This is a genomic window from Streptomyces sp. SID12501 (assembly GCF_010550245.1).
Taxonomy (GTDB): Bacteria; Actinomycetota; Actinomycetes; order Streptomycetales; family Streptomycetaceae; genus Streptomyces.
Map to the genome: position 1 here is coordinate 313,363 of NZ_JAAGLU010000003.1, position 17,672 is coordinate 331,034.

The following is a 17,672-nucleotide window of genomic DNA, read 5'->3' on the forward strand; positions in this document are numbered from 1 at the left end:
CGAGGCAAGCAGCAAGAGCCAAGGGCAAGGGGCATGAGCCAAGGGACAACTGACAGACTGCGGGCATGAACCTTCACGAGAACCTGCTCGGCGGACCGCCCCCCACCCACCTGCCGGAGAACACCGAGGCGTACCGGATGCTGGCAGAGGAATCCGCCTCACCCGCCGAGGTCGCGGCCGCCCACCCCACCTTCTCGCTCGCCTGGGCCATGCTCGCCGAGGACGCCTTCGAGGCCGGCCGGACCGTGGAGTCCTACGCGTACGCCCGCACCGGATACCACCGGGGGCTCGACGCGCTGCGCCGCTCGGGATGGAAGGGACATGGGCCCATCCCCTTCAGCCACCAGGCCAACCGCGGCTTCCTGCGCTGCCTGGCCGCCCTCGCCCGCGCGGCCGACTCCATCGGCGAAGTCGAAGAGGCAGCGCGCTGCTGGCAGTTCCTCAAGGACAGCAGTGCCGAGGCGTACACCGAGCTGAAGCGGTAGTTACCGCAGCTCAGACGTCTGTGCCCCGGGCGGGCGAGAAGGGCGGGTCCATCGCGGCGACGTCGGCGGGGCAAGGCGGACCGCCGAGCAGGTCTTCGCGAAGGGTCACGGCTCCAGTCCGGCGTTTTCAGCCCGTCTGGGGGTCCCCCCTCTGGGGGAGTTCGAGGGCGAGCGCGTTCAGCGCGAAGGGGGGTCCGGGGGCGCAGCACCCAGAGGACGGTCACCCTCCCCCGCACGCACCCCTTCCAGCGGCGGAGCCGTCACCCACCCGTGCGTACGGCACTCCGGATGCAGGCACCCCGCCTCCGGCCTCCGCACCCTCGCGAACGCCAGCACCGACCCCACCACCAGAACCCCCGCACACACCACCATCGCCCGCCGGAACGCCGCGTCGAACAGCGCGCCGGACCGGTACGCCTCCGCCCCCATCCCGGTCACCAGCGGCAACGCCGCGACCGCCACCAGCCCGGCCGCCCGCGCCGCCGCGTTGTTGACCCCGCTCGCCAGCCCCGCCCGCTCCGTCCCCACCGACGCCAGCACGCTCGCCGTGAGCGGCGCGACCAGCGTCACCATGCCCATCCCGAGCACCAGCACGGCGGGCAGCACATCGGCGACGTACGACGCCCCGGCGCCCACCCGCAGCATCAGCAGCATTCCCGCCGCACACAGCAGCGGCCCGACCGTCAGCGGCACGCGCGGCCCGATCCGCTCCGCGAGCTCGCCCGAGCGCGCCGACAGCACCAGCATCAGGGCGGTGGTCGGCAGCAGGGCCGTACCGGCGCCCAGGGCCGAGTAACCGGCCACCACCTGCAGCTGGAGCGCGGAGAGGAAGAAGAAGCCTCCGAAGGCCGCGTACACGCACAGGGTGACCAGGTTGACGGCCGTGAACTGGCGCGAGGCGAAGATGTCGAGCGGCATCATCGCGTCCTCGGCGCGCCGTCGCTCGACGTACACGAAGGCAACCCCCGCCGCGAGGCCGACGACCGCCGTGAGTACGACGACCGCGGAACCGGACCTGGCCTCGATCAGCGCGTACGTCACCATCGCGAGGGCGAAAGCCCCCAGAGCCGCGCCGAGCACGTCGAAGCGCCCGTGCCGCGTACGGCCGTCGCCGGACTCGGGGACGTGGCGTACGGCGATGGGGGCGCAGAACAGCGCCACCGGGACGTTCAGCAGGAACACCCACCGCCAGCCCGGACCGTCCACCAGCCAGCCGCCCAGGAAGGGCCCCACGGCCGCGCCGATGCCCCCGAAGCCGGACCACAGGCCGACCGCGCGGCCCCGGTCGTCGGGGTGGAAGGACGCCTGGATGATGGCGAGGGAACCGGGGGTGAGGAGCGCGCCGCCGATGCCCTGAAGGGCGCGGGCGGCGACGAGGACACCGGCGTTCGGGGCGAGGCCGCAGAGCAGCGAGGCGACGGCGAACCACACCACCCCGACCACGAAGACCTTGCGGCGGCCGTACCGGTCCCCGAGCGAACCGCCCAGCAGGATCAGCCCGGCCAGCGTCAGCATGTACGCGTTGACCGTCCACTGGAGGGCGGCCAGATCGGCGTCGAGGTCACGGCCGATGCGCGGCAGCGCGACGTTCACGACCGTCGAGTCCAGCAGGGCCATGCTGGAGCCGAGGACGGTGGTCAGCAGGATCCACCTGCCCTGGGGCGAGGCGAGGCGTACGTCCGACATGCCCCAGGTATACAGCGAGCCCGGCGCGGTAGACAGCCGCCGGGCTCGCGGAAAAACGTACGGACGTACGGACTACTTGATCTTCGTACCGGCCGAGCGCAGGTCCTGCGTGGCCACGACGACACGCGCGGCCATGCTCGCCTCGGCGAGCTTGCCCCACGTACGCGGGTCGTAGGTCGACTTGGAGCCGACCTCGCCGTCGACCTTCAGGACGCCGTCGTAGTTGCGGAACATGTGGTCGGCGACGGGACGCGTGAAGGCGTACTGCGTGTCCGTGTCGAGGTTCATCTTCACGACGCCGTTCTCCAGCGCGGTGGCGATCTCCTCCGCCGAGGAGCCGGAGCCGCCGTGGAAGACGAAGTCGAACGGCTGGGAGCCGGCCGGCTTGCCGTACTTCGCGGCGACGCCCTCGTTCAGCTCCTTGAGGAGGTCGGGGCGCAGGACGACGTTGCCCGGCTTGTACACGCCGTGGACGTTGCCGAAGGACGCGGCCAGCAGGTAGCGGCCCTTCTCGCCGAGGCCGAGAGCCTCGACCGTGCGCAGGGCGTCGTCGACGGTCGTGTAGAGGGAGTCGTTGATCTCGTGCGAGACACCGTCCTCCTCACCGCCGGTCGGCGTGATCTCGACCTCAAGGATGATCTTCGCGGCGGCTGCGCGGGCCAGCAGCTCCTGCGCGATGGAGAGGTTGTCGGCGAGGGTCTCGGCGGAACCGTCCCACATGTGGGACTGGAACAGCGGGTTGCGGCCGGCCTTCACGCGCTCCTCGGAGACCGCGATCAGCGGACGTACGTACCCGTCGAGCTTGTCCTTCGGGCAGTGGTCCGTGTGCAGGGCGACCGTGACCGGGTACTTCTCGGCGACGATGTGCGCGAACTCGGCCAGGGCGACGGAACCGGTGACCATTTCCCTGCTGTACTGGCCGCCGAGGAACTCCGCACCACCCGTCGAGATCTGGATGATGCCGTCGCTCTCCGCCTCCGCGAAGCCGCGCAGGGCGGCGTGGAGGGTCTGGGTCGAGGTCACGTTGATGGCCGGGTAGGCGAACTTGCCTGCCTTTGCCCGGTCAAGCATTTCGCTGTAGACCTCAGGGGTTGCGATGGGCATGTGTCCGCTCCTCGTGATGTGCGGGTTGGCGATCCGAAGATCTGGAGATCTGGCGTACTGCGTACCTGCGGCCCTGACCTAGACCCGGTTGCGAGACCTGGGAAGCGACGTCATCGTCGGCCCCATCTTTCCAGACGTTTCCGTCCAGATGCCCGGCCCGGTACTCGGAGCTGTACGCGGAGCTGCACTCGGAGCCGTACTCGGAGCGGTGGCCCGAGGTGGTCAGTCCAGGCCCAGGTCGCTCTTCGAGTACGCGAAGAGGTACGGCACCCCGGCGCCCTGCTCGATCTTCTCGGCGGCGCCCGTCGCCCGGTCGACGATGGTCGCCACGCCCACCACCTCGGCGCCGGCCTCGCGCACGGCGGCCACGGCGGTGAGAGGCGAGTCGCCGGTCGTGGAGGTGTCCTCGACGACCAGCACCCGCCGTCCCTCGATGCTCGGCCCCTCGACGCGCTTCTGCATCCCGTGCGCCTTGGCCGCCTTGCGCACGACGAACGCGTCCAGGCGCTGTCCGCGAGCCGCGGCGGCGTGCATCATCGCCGTGCCGACCGGGTCGGCCCCCATTGTCAGCCCGCCCACGGAGTCGAACTCGAGCCCCGCCTCGGCCGCCAGGTCGAGCAGCACCTGCCCGACCAGCGGCGCGGCCTGGCCGTCGAGGGTGACGAGGCGGAGGTCGATGTAGTAATCGGCCTCGAGACCCGACGACAGGGTCACCTTGCCGTGCACGACGGCCTTGTCCTTGATCTGCCGCAGCAGCGCGCCGCGTACGTCTGCGTCGTTGTCGCTATCAATGCCTGCACTCATGGCAGTCAGCCTAGACGGGGTCGTCAGAGGGCTCGCCAGCTCCACGTCATCGTGGCTTCGAGGGGCTCGATGGGCGTGACGAGACGCGGCAGGGTGTTGAGCCCGTTGGGCGGGCCGGTCTGCGGCTCCACGCACACGGCGGCGTCCTGCTCGTCGTAGACGACGACCCATTTCTCGGGGCTGGTCACCTTCAGTTCCAGGCGCTGCGGCCAGGTGAGGGTGACGTCGACACCGTCGGGCATGCCGAAGCAGTCGTCCCAGGGCCCGGGCTTCGGGTCGATCCGCTCGCCGGTGGGCAGGTGGTCGTCGCCGCGCTCCTCCTGCCAGGCGGGCGTGAAGGCGACCTGCACCTCCGCCGGTGCGTCCGCGCCGCCGAGGTTCCGGTTGAACCAGGGGTGCCAGCCGATCTGCGCCGGGAAGGAATCGGCGTACGTCTCCACGGACATGGTGAGCGTGAGGCTGTCCGGGGTCAGCGCGACGACCTGCGTGACGCGCCCGGAGTAGGGCCACGGCTCCACGAGGTCGTACGTGATCACGGCCTCGTCTGCGGTCGTGCGGGCGACGCGCCAGGCGCCGTCGCGGACGGTGCCATGGATGGCGTGCGGCGGGGAGTTGAGGGGGAGTTGGCGTACGGTGCCGCCGTCGAGGAACCGGCCGTCGCGGGTACGTCCGCACCAGGGAACCATCGGGAAGCACCCGAACCGCTCTCCCTGGCGCAGCAGTTCGACTCCGTCGACGCGCAGCCCTCCGACCCGGCCGCCGTTCCCCGGCTGCACGGTCACCTCCGCGTCACCCGCGGCCAGCGTGATCTCATCGTTACTCACAGGCCGACCCTACCGGGCCCCTCACCCGGCGTTCACAGCCGAGGCCGCTGCGGCGCGGGCCGTGGTTTCCCACCCGGCCACGGGTTCACCGCATCAGCGCCGCTTCCTCAGCACCCGCCCCACCACGATCACCGACGCCACCACCAACGCCGCAGCCGGCGCGGCCCATCGCAACGTCACGTTCCCCGCCACCTGCTCCGGAGGCGGCACCGGGGCGTACCGCCCCCGGGGCGGAGCGTGGTCCACTTCCTCCGCGCTGCGCCCGATCATCGTCCGACGCGCGTGCGCGGCCTCGGCAGGCGGCTCACCGGGATCCACGAACCCCTCGGAGACGTGCTCCCCCTCGTCGAGGTCGTCGTCAGCGAGCGCGCCAGGATCGTCGGGCACCTCGGGCACCTCAGGAACTTCGGCGTCGGAAACCTGGATCTCCACAACCGCCGACGACTCCTCGACCCCCCCGGACGGCTCAGCCTCCTCCGCCGCCTCAGCCTCCTCCGCCGCCTCTGGATCCTCCGAGGCCTCAGGCTCCCTCGCGACCTCGCCCAGTCCCTCCCCGAACCGCCGCAGCAACCGCACTCCCGCCGCAGCAACGGCATCCGCGGGAAACTCGGCCACTCGCCCGTCGGCCGTGACCGTGCCCCCGAACACCAACAAGGACCCGCCTCCGCCCTGGACCCCCCGGACCCGCAGCGTCAGGGCGACCTTCACCGCGCCACCGCCGCGCACCTCGACGGCGTCGCCCTCCACGACGTACGCGTGCTCCCCGTCGCCCTGGCCGCTGCCCTGCCCGTCCGCGACAGCGACCCGCAAGGACCCCCGATACGTGATCGTGTGCCCCCCGACACGCACCTTCAGCCGCCCGGCGACCCCGGCGGCGGCAGGCTCGCTGCCCGCGTCCTGCTGGAGTCCGGGGACCGCGCGGGCGATGCGCGCGGGGTCGGCGAGCACGTCCCTCAGCCGCTCCGCCAAAACCGGAACGAACACCTCATGGTCCATGGAACCCGAGGGTACCCAGCACGACCCGCACCGCACCCGCGCATCCGGGGATTCCCACGGGATCCCCCAGGATCCGCACCCACGCGGCCCCACCCACCGCCCCCTCCCGGCACCCGGCCTCCCCGGCCCTCAGTAGCGCGGATGCACCAAGGTCGAAGCCCGCACCCCCACCGCCCCCGCCACCCGCATCCGTGCCGCAGTCCGCGCGTCCGCCGCCAGCCCCGCCTGGGTGAGCGTCCGCAGCCGGGGCGCGGTGGCACCGTCCACCCGCAGCCGGGGCGTGGGCCCCTCGGCCGTCGCCAGCACGAACCCCCAGTCCTGCGGGGCCCGCACCGCCCCCGACCCCGTACGGTCCGGGCCGGCCACGCGATACGGCACCGTCCGGAATCCCGCGGCCCGCATGGTCGTCTCGACGGTCCAGAACGCGCGCGGCCGGGCGGAGACCGGGCCTCCGTGCACGACCAGCCGGCCGCCGTCGGTCAGCACCTGCCGGGCCAGCCCGTAGAACTCCTGCGAGTACAGCTTCGTACTCGCCGTGATGCCCGGATCCGGCAGGTCCGAGATGACCACGTCGTACGCGGCCCGCGCACCGCGCAGCAGCCGGAAGGCGTCCGCCGTCGTGACATGGACGCGCGGGTCGTCGAACGCGTGCGCGTTCAGCGCGGCGAGGGCCTGGTCCCGGCGCGCCAGCCGCACCACGCCCGCGTCGAGCTCGACGACGTCCACCCGCCGCACGCCCGGATGGCGCAGCACCTCCCGTACGGCGAGCCCGTCGCCGCCGCCGAGGACGAGCACGCGCGCGTGCGGGCCGTCCATCGCGGGGTGGACGAGCGCCTCGTGGTAGCGCCGCTCGTCACGCCCGCCGACCCGCAGCCGGCCGTCCAGGAACAGGTTCAGCGGCCGGCCGTCCGAGCCGCCCGTGAGAACGACCTCCTGTACGCCGGTCCGCAGCGCCACGCGTACGTCGTCGCCGTACATCGCGTGCCGGGCGGCGCGTTCGAAGTCGTCGACGAGTACGGCCGCGGCGGCCAGGACCCCGATCACGGTCACGTTGGCCACCACCAGCAGCCAGCGTCCCCGCCGGGTGAGGTCCCGCCGGAACAGGCCGAGGACGAGGGCGCCGCCGACCAGCGCGTTGACCGTGCCGGTGAGCAGGGCGCCGGTGAGCTGGCCGAGCCAGGGCAGCAGGAGGAAGGGGAAGGCTAGGCCGCCGACCAGCGCGCCCACGTAGTCGGCGGCGAACAGGTCGGCGACCGCGCCGCCCGCGTCCTGGCGGCGGATGCGCTGGATCAGCTCCATGAGCAGCGGCACCTCGGTGCCGATCAGCAGACCGATGACGAGGGAGAAGGTGACGAGGAGGACGCGGGGGCCGTTGGTCCACGGGCCGCCCCAGTCGCCGGTCCACGCGAACACCGCGTACAGGGCCATCGCGCTGCATCCGCCGACCAGCGCGAGTGCCGCCTCGACCGCGGCGAAGCCGGCCGCGGCGCGGCAGCGCAGGCGTTTGGCGGCGAGCGAGCCGATACCCATCGCGAACACCATCACGGAGAGCACGACGGACGCCTGGGTGACCGAGTCGCCGATCAGGTACGAGGCGAGCGCGACGAGTTCCAGTTCGTACACCAGTCCGCAGGCCGCACAGACGAAGGCCCCGGCGAGGACCAGGAACCGACCGGCGCCGGGCCGGACGGGCAGCCGCGCGGGGCTGCCCCAGGACGGGGGACTGCCCGGCGGGGCCGACACGTGCGGTTCAATCACGCCGGGAACGCTACGTCACACCCCCGGTACTCTTCGTCACCCACACGTGTGGTCTTTGTTTACGTGGAGGCAGTCGGCGTGAGGGCTCGGATCCGCCCGGCGGCCGCCCCTCGGACGGCCGCAGCCACCCGTAGGCCGGCACCTACAGGCGCCACCTGGGCAGCCGCTGCCGCCCAGGTGGCGTAGCTCAGAGGGGCGCCGCCACCCGTACTCCCACCCGTGTCCTGGTCGCCACCAGCTGCCCGTCCTGCGGATAGGCGTGCCAGGTCCGCCAGTGCACCTGCCCCTCGTGGCGCTGGGCCAGCATCGCGGTGAAGGCGTGCGGGCTGCCGGGAAAGACGCCTGCCAGGCCGTTGGGATGGTCGGCGACCAGGGCCAGCAGCTCCTGGGCGCGCCCGGCGAACGAACCCGGCGACAGGATCTCGACTCTCGCCGCGAACTCGTACTCCCAGTCGTCGACGCGTTTGGCCACGCCGAGCGGGAGGGGGGTACTGGAACCCGGGATGCACGCGACCGTCTCCGAACAGATGCCCTGTCGCTCCTCCAGAAGGACCTGGTGGGAGGCGCCGAGGAGTCTCAACTGGAGTTTCGCGTCCGCCAGTTCGAGGTCGAGGGTGGCGAGAGCGGGCAACGGCTCCCGGCCCAGGGCCCAGGCGAGGTCGGCCGCGCGCGTGTCGGTGTAGGTGGTGTTCAGGGTCGTGAGCATGGATCGGCTCCGCTAGCACGCAAAGGGAGGTGAGGGTGGGTGAGCGACGTACAGGTGAGCAAGGTGTGAACGAGCGAGGTGGGGGGTCCGGCGCGCTCCGGTCGACACGGGTCGACACCGGGTGATCGGCCCGGTCAGCCCAGTCATGAGGAACGTCCAGGGGCAGGGGACGTCCGAGGGGCTGTGTTGGTGATTTAGAGGGAATCATGAACGGTGGCGCCGTCACAGCGTTTTTACCCAACTTCGTCGGGTTTCCATCCCTCAGAGGGCTTCACAGCTCAACTGTTCAAGCGCGGCGTACGCCCGAGCGTGCGAAGGACGCCCGCGAGCGGTCGTACGAACGCCCGCCGGGACGACGTGTCAGCACGTCGTCCCGGCGGGCGCTCACCCCGCGGTCCGGATACGGTTCCCCCTGCCGGAGCTCAGCTGCCCCGTGTCAGCTGCCTCCACCGCATCCGCCCCCGCCTCCCCCGCAGGACGATCCGCCGCCACAGGACGAGCTGCCTCCGCAGGAGGAACTCGAACCGCACGACGAGCTGCTCCCGGCGTCACCGGAACTGCTGGAGCCCGCCGCTCCCCCGGCCCACCAGCTGTCCCTTCCCCCGCTCCGCCGCCCGCGCCGGTAGTGCGCGGCCTGGGCTCGCCGCCCGTTCCCCCGTGCGGCCCGGACCGCCGTGCTCACAACGGTCACCACGATGAACAGGCCCGTCAGGATGACAATGGCGATGATGGCTACGGCCATGACGTCACCCTCCTTTCGTTCCCCCGAGGCGGCCCCCCGTGGGCGCCTCGCCGTCTTGCGTGACGGGGGGATGCCCGCTTGTCTCACCTGCCAAAGCAGAGTTGAGGAAGTTCAGAGGGTTCTCTTGGGGCAATGACCCCTGACCTGCACGGAAGGCCAGTTCAGGGGCCGTCCGCACCTCACTGGGCCGTCTGTGGGCCGTGATCTTCCTGGGAGACGCGCTGAAACACCATGTCGATGGCGCGGCGGGCACGCTGGAGACTGTCAGGCATCAGGTGGGCGTACACCCGCAGCGTCAGCCCCGGGTCGGCGTGTCCCATGTACTCGCTGACGGCCTTGATGTTCTCTCCCGCGTCCAGCAACGCGGACGCGTAGAAGTGCCGTAGGGCGTGCATCCCGTGCTCGCGCGCCGACTCGTACTTGCCGTTCTCATCCGCTTCCGGCGGGATAAGGCCCGCGACCGCGAGAGCGGGCTTCCACTCCTTGCCGTTGAAGTTGCTCCGCCACACCATGCCCCCTTGCTCAGCCGTAAAGATCAGCCGGGCAGACACCTTCTTCCCCTCCGGCACGTCCCACGGAAGCGTGATCTCCACGGGCTTGAAGGCGTCCATGTGCGCCCGGAGGGCTTCCGCCACGCAGCCGGGCAGCGGCACATCCCGCTTCTTGCCGCCCTTGGGGAGGGCGAACACCGGGTGCCCTTCCACGTGCTTGATCTGCCGGACCACATGGAGCGTGCGCCCGTCGGCGTCTATGGCGTCCTCCGTCAGTCCGAACACCTCGCCCTGACGCAGACCGCACCCGGCGCCGACGTCGACCATCGCTCGGTACCGCTCCAAGAGAGCCGCTCGAACGGCGAACACCTGAGCGGGCGTCCACGGGACCACCGGATGCGCGTCAGGCTTGGGCCGCCGTACGGTCTGCGCGCCGCACGGGTTGCGCGACAGCAGCGTGTCATCGACAGCGGCGGACAGGACCGCCTGAACGTCCGCGAAGATGTTCCGCGCGTAGGAAGGGCCCACGCCCGGCTTCGCTTCCAGCGCGGCGAGAAGCTCCCTGATGTGCTCCGGCCGGAAGGTCCCGATCGGCCGGGAGCCGAGCACCGGATAGACGTGCAGCCGTAGGCGCCGGCCGAGTTCCTTCCGGCTCATCGGGCTGGAAGTCCTGGTGTCCAACCACTTCTCTGCGTACTGCCGGAACGTGATCTGCATCGACTTGGGGTCGGTGTACTGCCCGCGCGTCATGTCCGTCTCGACAGCACTGAGCCACTTCTCGGCGAGACGCTTCTTGCCGTCGGGGAAGCTCTTGGACTTCTCGGTGCCGTCGGGCCCGACGTACCGAGCGCGGTAGCGCAGTCCGGTCCCGTAGCGGTCGCTCTTGACGCGGGTGGTCTTGCCGTTGGTGTCGGTTTCGGTCTTGTACCAGCGGTCTTGGATATGGCCAGCCATGGGGGCTGTGTCCCTTCTCGGTAGCAGAGCGGGGCGGGGTCCGATGGACGCCGTCCGGCCGGTTTCGGGGTGTGCGGTGCCGTGCCCGCTACTCGCTACGGGCCTGATCACTGGGGGTTTGGGTTGCTAGCGGGGGTGCTACCGGTAGCGGGTCGGGTCGCTACCGGTAGCACCCTCCGGGCGGTGTCTCAGGGAGGCTGAGACAGGGGCTGTCGGTGGCTTCCTGAAGGGGTTTTTCGGGGGTGTCGGGGGTGTGCCTCCCTGCCTCCCTGAGGGGGTGTCCGTGCTGGTCAGGCAGAGGGAGGCGGGCCAGGGAGGCGGTCAGGGAGTCCTCCCTGCCTCCCTGTGTCGGCGGGCGGTTCCTCCCTGCCGTTCGTGGTGTTCGCCGGGGTCCGGTCGGGTGACGAAACCCGGCGCAGCTGGCACGGGTTTCGTCACCCGGCGGGGAGGCTGAGACAGGGGCCCCGGGATGGCTTCCAGGGGCTGTTTTCGGGGCTTCCGGGTGGCGCCTCCCCGCCTCCCCAAAGGGCTGTTTGCGCTGATCAGCGCGGGGGATGCGGGGTGGGGAGGCGGTGGGGGAGTCCTCCCCGCCTCCCCGTCCGGCGGGTGGCGCCTCCCCCGCCGGAACGGGCCCGGTTTCGGGAGCGCCGGCGGACGGGTCGCTTGCTGCTTCGCCGCTGATCAGCGCGGGTTTTGGTCGCTAGCGGGGTCGCTTGCGCAAGCGGCGGTCCTCGCTTGCGCAAGCGGCGGTCCTCGCTTGCGCAAGCGAGGCTCAGGCAGCGTCTTCGAGGGCGGTCCGTTCCGCCTCCCACGCCTGTACGGCGGCCGGGTTGAAGCGGAGGTAGCGGCCGACGCGGAAGCCGGTCGGACCGATGCGCTTACGGCGCCACTGGTAGACGGTTTCGACGCTCGGGAGGCTGAACATGGTGACCAGGTCTTCGGGGGTGAGGTAGCGGTCCGGGAGGCCACCGCGCAGGGTGGCGCGCGGGTCGGTCGGCTCTTCGGTGGTGGCCATGACGGTAGTTACTCCTCGTGTCCGGGGTGCGGTGCGTGGGAGTGGTGCCGGTCGCCGTCCTAGAGAGTTGTGGTATCGCAGCGTCCGCAGCACCCCAGCGTCCACACAGCCGCATTACGGCAGCTCAGAGGCGGTGCGAGGTGCGGACGCTAGTGCGGACGCTGCGGACGCTGGACGGCTGTAGCGTCCGCAGGTTCGACGTGTCCGGGCCGCTGGTGTGCGGCCCGGCCCGGCGGTGTCTCCGGTGACGTCAGGGCTGTTCAGATGGGGTATCGCGCTCCCCCGGCGGTCCTCCCTCAGGCCAGAGAGAGCCTTGGTCGGGTGCGGACGCTGACTCGTCCTCGGGTGCCGCACGGGCCAGCGTGAGGAGCTTGTTTCGGTGTCGGTCACGGCTACGCTGCGTGTCGTCCACCGTGATCCCGGTCGACCGCAGCAGCGGCGCGAGCCGTTTGACCCTGCCGCTCGCGCGGGTGGCGTCCTTGGGCCAGTTCGGCGGCCGGATGCCGCCGGGCAGCGGGAGGGCTTCGAGGAGCTGCGCGGCGGTGCCCTGCCAGGTTCCGGCCTGGTCGACCAGGCGGCCGATGGCCACCGCGAACGGGTCGCCCTCCAACGCGTCGGTGGCGACGTTCGCGGACGTGGCCAGGTAGTCGCCCAGGGTGTTCCAGCCCTGCGTCTGGTCGACGGCCGCCAGCACCCGGGCGAAGTCGGCCATGCGCGGCATGGACTCCAGCCGCACCGACGGCAGCACCGCGAGCACGCACGCCAGCACGTCGAACAGGGCCCCGAGCACGGACGGGCGCACGGCCGCGAACGTGGCGTCCAACTCCTCTTCCGAGCGGCGCCGTTCGGCGTCGATGAGCTGCAAGTCCAGCATGAGCAGCCGTTCGGCGAGGTCCCCCGCGAGAGCTCCCGCGTCGATCGTCGTCATGGCCAGCACCCGCCGGAAGGTGAGGACCACCACGTCGTCATCGGTGTACAGGGCGCGGCTGACGACCCCGTCACCGGTCACCGCCTTGCACAGAGTGTCGGACAGCCACGGTGTGATCGTTGAGACGTTGTCCAGACACAGCGCCCACGAGGAGAACGCCTGTGTGTTCCATTCCTGGGGGTCGCGGGGCTGGCTGCGCTTGGCGGCCGGGGACGGGTCGATGAGGTTGATGAACATCTGCGCTGCCTTGGACTTGCCCGTACCCTGCTCTCCCTTGCAGGTGAGGATCGGGTGCGGGATGTCGGGAATCCAGGCCGCGACCAGCCACGCAACGAGCTGATGGAACGCGGATTCGTCCATGTTCAACAGGGCGTACAGCTTGGCCAGCCCGTCACCGTCCAGCACGGGCGGGGGCATCGGGGCCATGGCGCCGGATCGGCGGAAGAGCACCGGGGACCGGTCGACGACGTTCCAGCCGGTCGGGGCGACCTCGACCGCGCGGCCGTCGGCGGTACCGAGGTCGACCACGATTGCGCCGGCGGGAGCGCGCCCCACCCGCAGGTGCACGGCCACCGGGTCGCCGTCCTCCGCGATGCCCTCCATGACCGTCATGGCATCGGCCAGCGCGGACTGTGAGGCGACCTCTCCGGGGTAGGAGTCCGCGAACCGGCGGGCGAGACGCTGCCTGAGTCCGGCCCGGCCGCGTAGCGGGAGTGCGAGGTTCGGGCCGTCCAGGGCGACCGCGTAGGGGCGGCCGTCGGAGGACATGACGAACGTGTATTCCTCGCGTGCCATGGCCACGATCCGCGCGGCGGCCGGTGGCGGCTTGCCCGCATCGTCGGAGCCATGGTCGGGTCGGCGGCCGGTCGATCGAGTCGGGTCCACCACCGCCCGACTCTTGCCGGGGTGAGCGTGCCCGTTGATGGGCCGGTCGGATCGGGTCGCTGTCACGCGAACACCGCCTCTCCAGTCGGGCCCGCGCACACCCGCACCGGGCGGGGCGCACGCAGGCAGTCGGGTCGGATCGAGGGCCGACGATCGGCCGTGCGGCAGGCCGGTCGGGCCCCTCGTACGGCGCTGTGACGTCGGGTGTGACGCGGCTCGTCACGCAGGTCAGGGGTAGACCGACGGTCGATCGGGTCGGGCGACCAGACGGCCGCGTAGGTCGGCTGGTTGGCGGCGGCGAGTCGGGCCAGCACCGGCCACAGGTCGGGGCCGACGACCGGCGCGGTCGGGTCGGCCCACCGCAGCAGAAACAGGGCGAGCGAGAGCGGCAGCCGGTCGGCCTTGGCCTGGTTGCAGTCGCCGCACGCGAGCATGAGCGCGGTGACCGACCACGTACGCCACAGCGACTGCGGCGCGATGTGGTCGAGGGTCGCCTCACGCAGGGTGGCGAACGGGCGACGGCAGTACGCGCAGCGCCGCCCGTGACGGCGCGCGAGCTGTTCCTTGCGCACGCGCCGCCGTGTCGAGTTGAGGGGACGTCCGTGGCTCATGCCTGCTCGTTCTCCTGTGAGGCACGGAGCTGAGCGGCCATCAGTTCAGCCTGGGCGTCGGCAACCTGTGCGTCGAGAATGCGCTGATAGATGGCCTCGCTCTCCAGGAACATCCGGTCCTGGAAGTTCGGGTCGGCGCTCATGCCGCCACCGCCAGGTCATCGGCGGTCAGGCTGCGCAGGTGCGGCAGGCAGCGCGACACCGCCTTGACCCGGTCAATGGGCACGCTGAGCCGCTTGGAAGCATCGACGCACGTCACACCCTGCTCCAAGAGCAGCAGGACCGACCGCACCTCGTCATCCAGGCGCAGCAGGACCGTGCGCCGTACCAGGTCCATCCCGCCAAGTGCCTCACGCTGCCAGAGCGGCAGTGACATCGGGTCCACAGGACCACCGGTCAGCACAGGGTTCGACACCTTGAGCATGAGGACGGCCGCCTTGAGCAACCGCAAGGCGGTCTTCTTGTTGCACCCGACGTGTTCGCCGATCGGCTCAGCGGACGTGCCATCCAGCGCCAGCATCAGAGCCTCGCGCTCCTTGTCCGGCAGCTTCGCAACCATCCGGCGCAGGTGCGTGGGGAGTTCCGCCATCGCGCACTGGTCCGTCATGAACAGGCACAGCGTCTGGCAGTCCGCCGCGTCCTCCCCGGCCATCGGCTCCTCAGCCGCCATCGGCACGGCGAAGTACTCGGTGATGCGTTGCTGCACAGTCCGGAACAGCATGGCGTGAAGCTGATCCCGCGTCAGACCCGGCTGGAGGACATCCTTGGTGCGGGCAACCCGCACCCACGCCTCTTGCGCGATGTCCTCAGCGAGCGCCCCGGCCCGCGCAATGGACAAGCCCCGCCACGTCATCAGCTTGCGCCGGGCGTAGGGCACCATCAGGTGGTTGAACTGCGCGAACAGCTCCCCCAGCCGCTCCGACTCCTCAGGCGCCAGCGGGATCATCTCGCCCCACTTCAGACGGCGCCCACCGGGGCCCTTGCCCCGGGCCCCGACCTGGTCGGCACTACCTTCTGCGATGGTTCCAGGCATCATGGAGGTACCCCTTCGAGGGTCTGGGAGCGGCGGCTTTACTTGGCGGTTTGGGCGCCGCTCCCTGCTTTTTCCTGGCGTTCACCAGGACTTTTCTTGCAGTTCCGATCGATGGGGTCGACCGTGAACACACCCCTAGGGTTCCCTAGGGAACCCTAGGGTGTCAAGCGGTATGCTAGGGAAGTGACCCACTGAGACAAGGGAGCTGACGAGATGTCGGATCAGGCCGTCAATCGAGCGCCATACGCGCAGATTGCCGCCCACTACGCGGAACTGATCACGTCCGGAGAACTGAGGCCGGGCTCACTCTTGCCGAGCATCAAGAACGTCTCGGAGGAGTGGAAGGTCAGTACTGCGACCGCCGAAAAGGCGTTGCGGAAGCTGCGCAACGATGGGCTTGTCCGGGGGATTCACGGAATCGGGACAGAGGTGCTGGACCATCCCGCACCGATGTCCTCAGGATCTCAGCGCCAGGACCGAGGGCGCCGTACCGGCTCTAGTTGGGGGTCTGGCGAACGGTCCGACTCACACCATGCATCCGTAGCGTCGGCACCCGCTGACGTGGCCCAAGCACTGGACATCAAGCCGGGCTCGGATGTGATCAGGCGAAGTCGCGTATATCGCGACCGGCACGGCATCGTGGCGCACTCGACATCGTGGATTCCCACCCGGTACGGGAAGTTGATCCCAGAGTTGGCGAAGAGCGAGCGCCTCGCCGCTGGAGCAACCTCGCTACAGCTCATCGCTCAGGCCACCGGTCGACCGATCAGCCACCGGATCGACACCGCGTCGGCACGCCTGCTGACCCCGGAGGATGCGGAGCTTTTGGAGCTGGACACCGCGAGGCTACCGATGGAGCCGGTGGTCGTGATGACGGCGAAGTTCGTCGACAGCGAGGGCAACGTCGTTGAGTACGGCGTCGACCTTGGGGGCCCCGGCCGTGCGTGGCGAACGGAATCGGAAGTCTCTCAGTGACGGCCGCCAACACCCGCCGGCCGTTCTGCGTTCTGATGGCAGGACTGCCCGGCTCGGGTAAAACGACACTGTCCCGCGCGCTTACAGCTCATGGCTTCGTCAGATTGTGCCCTGACGAAGAGATGTATCGGCGGCATGGTGTGTACGGGGTCGACTTCCCCCGGGGCACGTTTCCGACCCTTGAACGTCCGGTCCTCGAAGAGATCTCCGCCGAACTCCGAGAGCAACTCCGTGCCGGGCGCGATGTGGTGGTCGACCACGGATTCTGGACGCCGGAAGAGCGCGAGCGATGGCGGTCGATCGCAACCGATGCCGGGGCAACCTCCATGTTGGTCTACCTAGAGGCGAGCCACGAAGAGCTCTGGACGCGTGTGAATACGCGGAACGCGCGGCATGAGGCCGACCCGAACTCGATCTACTTCTCCGAAAGCGACCTGATCCGGTATCAGACCCGGTTCCTGCCTCCCGAGCCGGATGAGCCCCACCTTGTCTACAACGGTGACCCTGATTCGGTACTGAAGGCACTGAAGGAAGATGCAACGCGCCGTCCCTGACCCTGCCGCAGTAACACTAGGTAGCTAATTGGGGCGCTCGTCTAGCGACGGTTCGCCCCGTCCGGGGCCTCGGTTCCAGGGTGGAACCGGGGCCCTTCGTACGTGGGCTGCTAGATGCTAGGAGGCTGATCAGAACCAGTGTTGGCCGCTAGTGGCGGTGCTAGGCCTAGCAGGGCGACCTGCTAGGCCTAGCACCGGCCCGGCCGCCTGTTGCCGCTACGGAGGGTGATAGAAGGTGCGCCCTACGGCCGCGCGATCCTTGGCAGCTCGCTGCGCTCGCGCGCGACGGCCGCCGTATCGAGCTGGGCGCCGTCGCGCTGTGTGGCCGTGCCCGTGGACAGGCGGTGACCCCCACAAGCAAGAGGAGCACCACGCGCCCGGGGTGCTCCTCTTGCTTGTGGGCTACGGACGAAGAGACCACTCGCGCGGGGGTGGTCTCTTCGTCATTCCGGGGGCCAGCGTCCGCAGCGTCCGCAACTCGCCTCCTTCTAAGAGGCGCTCTGACCTGCTGAAACGCGCTCTTAGTAGCAGAACGTGTGCGGACGCTGCGGACGCTAGCGGACGCTAAACAATTTGTTTAGCGTCCACACGAACAGTGCAGGTCAGACAGGGTGAGCGATGCCCGGCGGACGCTGCGGACGCTGTCTTTCCTAAACTCTCTAGTAAGAGAAGGAAGAGCGCTCTTCAGCGGGGCGGGATCTCGGTGCGCACGGCCGTCTGCCCCCTCCTGAAGAGCCTTGGGGAACGGCACAGAGCGGGAGGGGCCCGGCGGCGCCTGCCCGCGTCTGCCGTCTGCCCCTTGGAAGGCACCCAGGACGGCTTTTACCTGCGGGGCGGGCCGTCTGTCCCTCCGAGGGTAAAAGCCGCCCGCAGACGCCTTCCAAGGGAGAGACGCCTGCGGGGCCCGGCATCAGGCGACGGCTGGCGCGCGAGCATGGCGAGCCCAGAGACGTGCGGCCGTAGGCCGCTCCTTCTCGCTCTCCCCCACGACGGACCGACGGCCGGACACGGCCCGGCCCGATAGCGATCCGCCGGCGCCCCTGCCGAGCGGCGTCTAACGGCCCGATTCCGGGGTCTGCCTAGATAGCTCGCTATCCGCTAACGTGCTGGTCACCTGCGGT

General features: G+C 70.2%; 16 protein-coding genes. 3 read left to right on the plus strand and 13 right to left on the minus strand.

All coding sequences use genetic code 11. From position 1 onward, the window contains the following. Window positions 1-65: 65 nt before the first annotated feature. Window positions 66-485 carry a DUF3151 domain-containing protein gene (locus tag G3I71_RS04895; protein WP_164312654.1) on the plus strand — a complete coding sequence of 140 codons (420 nt, stop codon included), beginning with the start codon at window positions 66-68 and terminating at the stop codon, window positions 483-485. 177 nt (window positions 486-662) lie between these two features. Here G3I71_RS04895 and G3I71_RS04900 read toward each other — a convergent pair whose 3' ends face one another. The 13 genes from G3I71_RS04900 to G3I71_RS04960 all read right to left on the minus strand — a co-directional run bounded on the left by G3I71_RS04900 (window position 663) and on the right by G3I71_RS04960 (window position 15,025). Continuing rightward, window positions 663-2,171 (minus strand): MFS transporter, encoded by a 1,509-nt coding sequence (locus tag G3I71_RS04900; protein ID WP_164312655.1) that lies wholly within the window; start codon window positions 2,169-2,171, stop codon window positions 663-665. 72 nt (window positions 2,172-2,243) lie between these two features. Beyond that, window positions 2,244-3,275 carry a class II fructose-bisphosphate aldolase gene (fbaA, locus tag G3I71_RS04905; RefSeq protein ID WP_164312656.1) on the minus strand — a complete coding sequence of 344 codons (1,032 nt, stop codon included), beginning with the start codon at window positions 3,273-3,275 and terminating at the stop codon, window positions 2,244-2,246. Window positions 3,276-3,497: 222 nt separating this feature from the next. Continuing rightward, on the minus strand, window positions 3,498-4,079 hold the full coding sequence (gene pyrE / locus G3I71_RS04910; RefSeq protein ID WP_164312657.1) for an orotate phosphoribosyltransferase: 582 nt from the start codon (window positions 4,077-4,079) through the stop codon (window positions 3,498-3,500). A gap of 23 nt (window positions 4,080-4,102) precedes the next feature. Beyond that, a complete protein-coding gene (locus G3I71_RS04915) occupies window positions 4,103-4,903 on the minus strand; it encodes an aldose 1-epimerase (protein ID WP_164312658.1) in 801 nt (266 codons plus the stop codon). Window positions 4,904-4,996: 93 nt separating this feature from the next. Continuing rightward, the gene (locus tag G3I71_RS04920; RefSeq protein ID WP_203729299.1) at window positions 4,997-5,899 is read right to left on the minus strand and encodes a carbon monoxide dehydrogenase subunit G; all 903 of its coding nucleotides are present in this window, start codon (window positions 5,897-5,899) and stop codon (window positions 4,997-4,999) included. A gap of 129 nt (window positions 5,900-6,028) precedes the next feature. Then, a complete protein-coding gene (locus tag G3I71_RS04925) occupies window positions 6,029-7,657 on the minus strand; it encodes a polyamine aminopropyltransferase (protein ID WP_164312659.1) in 1,629 nt (542 codons plus the stop codon). A 187-nt stretch (window positions 7,658-7,844) separates the two neighbouring features. After that, window positions 7,845-8,363, minus strand: a complete 519-nt coding sequence (locus G3I71_RS04930; RefSeq protein ID WP_164312660.1) for a DUF2617 family protein — start codon at window positions 8,361-8,363, stop codon at window positions 7,845-7,847. Between the two features lie 921 nt (window positions 8,364-9,284). After that, window positions 9,285-10,550, minus strand: a complete 1,266-nt coding sequence (locus tag G3I71_RS04935; protein WP_164312661.1) for a site-specific integrase — start codon at window positions 10,548-10,550, stop codon at window positions 9,285-9,287. A gap of 772 nt (window positions 10,551-11,322) precedes the next feature. Next, window positions 11,323-11,565: an AlpA family transcriptional regulator gene (locus tag G3I71_RS04940; protein ID WP_164312662.1), complete on the minus strand. Its 243-nt coding sequence runs from the start codon at window positions 11,563-11,565 to the stop codon at window positions 11,323-11,325. A 250-nt stretch (window positions 11,566-11,815) separates the two neighbouring features. Beyond that, the gene (locus G3I71_RS04945; protein ID WP_239148894.1) at window positions 11,816-13,444 is read right to left on the minus strand and encodes an ATP-binding protein; all 1,629 of its coding nucleotides are present in this window, start codon (window positions 13,442-13,444) and stop codon (window positions 11,816-11,818) included. Continuing rightward, the gene (locus G3I71_RS04950; RefSeq protein WP_164312663.1) at window positions 13,441-13,989 is read right to left on the minus strand and encodes an HNH endonuclease; all 549 of its coding nucleotides are present in this window, start codon (window positions 13,987-13,989) and stop codon (window positions 13,441-13,443) included. The genes G3I71_RS04945 and G3I71_RS04950 overlap by 4 nt, the downstream gene beginning before the upstream one ends. Further along, a complete protein-coding gene (locus G3I71_RS04955) occupies window positions 13,986-14,132 on the minus strand; it encodes a hypothetical protein (protein ID WP_164312664.1) in 147 nt (48 codons plus the stop codon). The genes G3I71_RS04950 and G3I71_RS04955 overlap by 4 nt, the downstream gene beginning before the upstream one ends. After that, entirely contained in the window at window positions 14,129-15,025 is an 897-nt protein-coding gene (locus tag G3I71_RS04960) for an RNA polymerase sigma factor (protein ID WP_164312665.1), read from the minus strand. The genes G3I71_RS04955 and G3I71_RS04960 overlap by 4 nt, the downstream gene beginning before the upstream one ends. Window positions 15,026-15,235: 210 nt before the next feature. Between G3I71_RS04960 and G3I71_RS04965 the strand changes: the two genes are divergently transcribed. Together G3I71_RS04965 and G3I71_RS04970 are read left to right on the plus strand one after the other, a co-directional pair. Then, the gene (locus tag G3I71_RS04965) at window positions 15,236-15,997 is read left to right on the plus strand and encodes a GntR family transcriptional regulator (RefSeq protein ID WP_164312666.1); all 762 of its coding nucleotides are present in this window, start codon (window positions 15,236-15,238) and stop codon (window positions 15,995-15,997) included. After that, complete coding sequence (locus G3I71_RS04970) at window positions 15,994-16,551, plus strand: ATP-binding protein (RefSeq protein ID WP_343242850.1); 558 nt, start codon at window positions 15,994-15,996, stop codon at window positions 16,549-16,551. The genes G3I71_RS04965 and G3I71_RS04970 overlap by 4 nt, the downstream gene beginning before the upstream one ends. Window positions 16,552-17,672 lie beyond the last annotated feature (1,121 nt).

Excerpts from the sequence above, each read along its gene's own strand:
- G3I71_RS04900 (WP_164312655.1), bottom strand. The coding sequence starts at position 2,171 with ATGTCGGACGTACGCCTCGCCTCGCCCCAGGGCAGGTGGATCCTGCTG.
- G3I71_RS04935 (WP_164312661.1), bottom strand. The coding sequence starts at position 10,550 with ATGGCTGGCCATATCCAAGACCGCTGGTACAAGACCGAAACCGACACC.
- G3I71_RS04930 (WP_164312660.1), bottom strand. The coding sequence starts at position 8,363 with ATGCTCACGACCCTGAACACCACCTACACCGACACGCGCGCGGCCGAC.
- pyrE (WP_164312657.1), bottom strand. The coding sequence starts at position 4,079 with ATGAGTGCAGGCATTGATAGCGACAACGACGCAGACGTACGCGGCGCG.
- G3I71_RS04920 (WP_203729299.1), bottom strand. The coding sequence starts at position 5,899 with ATGGACCATGAGGTGTTCGTTCCGGTTTTGGCGGAGCGGCTGAGGGAC.
- fbaA (WP_164312656.1), bottom strand. The coding sequence starts at position 3,275 with ATGCCCATCGCAACCCCTGAGGTCTACAGCGAAATGCTTGACCGGGCA.
- G3I71_RS04950 (WP_164312663.1), bottom strand. The coding sequence starts at position 13,989 with ATGAGCCACGGACGTCCCCTCAACTCGACACGGCGGCGCGTGCGCAAG.
- G3I71_RS04955 (WP_164312664.1), bottom strand. The coding sequence starts at position 14,132 with ATGAGCGCCGACCCGAACTTCCAGGACCGGATGTTCCTGGAGAGCGAG.
- G3I71_RS04965 (WP_164312666.1), top strand. The coding sequence starts at position 15,236 with ATGTCGGATCAGGCCGTCAATCGAGCGCCATACGCGCAGATTGCCGCC.
- G3I71_RS04940 (WP_164312662.1), bottom strand. The coding sequence starts at position 11,565 with ATGGCCACCACCGAAGAGCCGACCGACCCGCGCGCCACCCTGCGCGGT.
- G3I71_RS04895 (WP_164312654.1), top strand. The coding sequence starts at position 66 with ATGAACCTTCACGAGAACCTGCTCGGCGGACCGCCCCCCACCCACCTG.
- G3I71_RS04960 (WP_164312665.1), bottom strand. The coding sequence starts at position 15,025 with ATGATGCCTGGAACCATCGCAGAAGGTAGTGCCGACCAGGTCGGGGCC.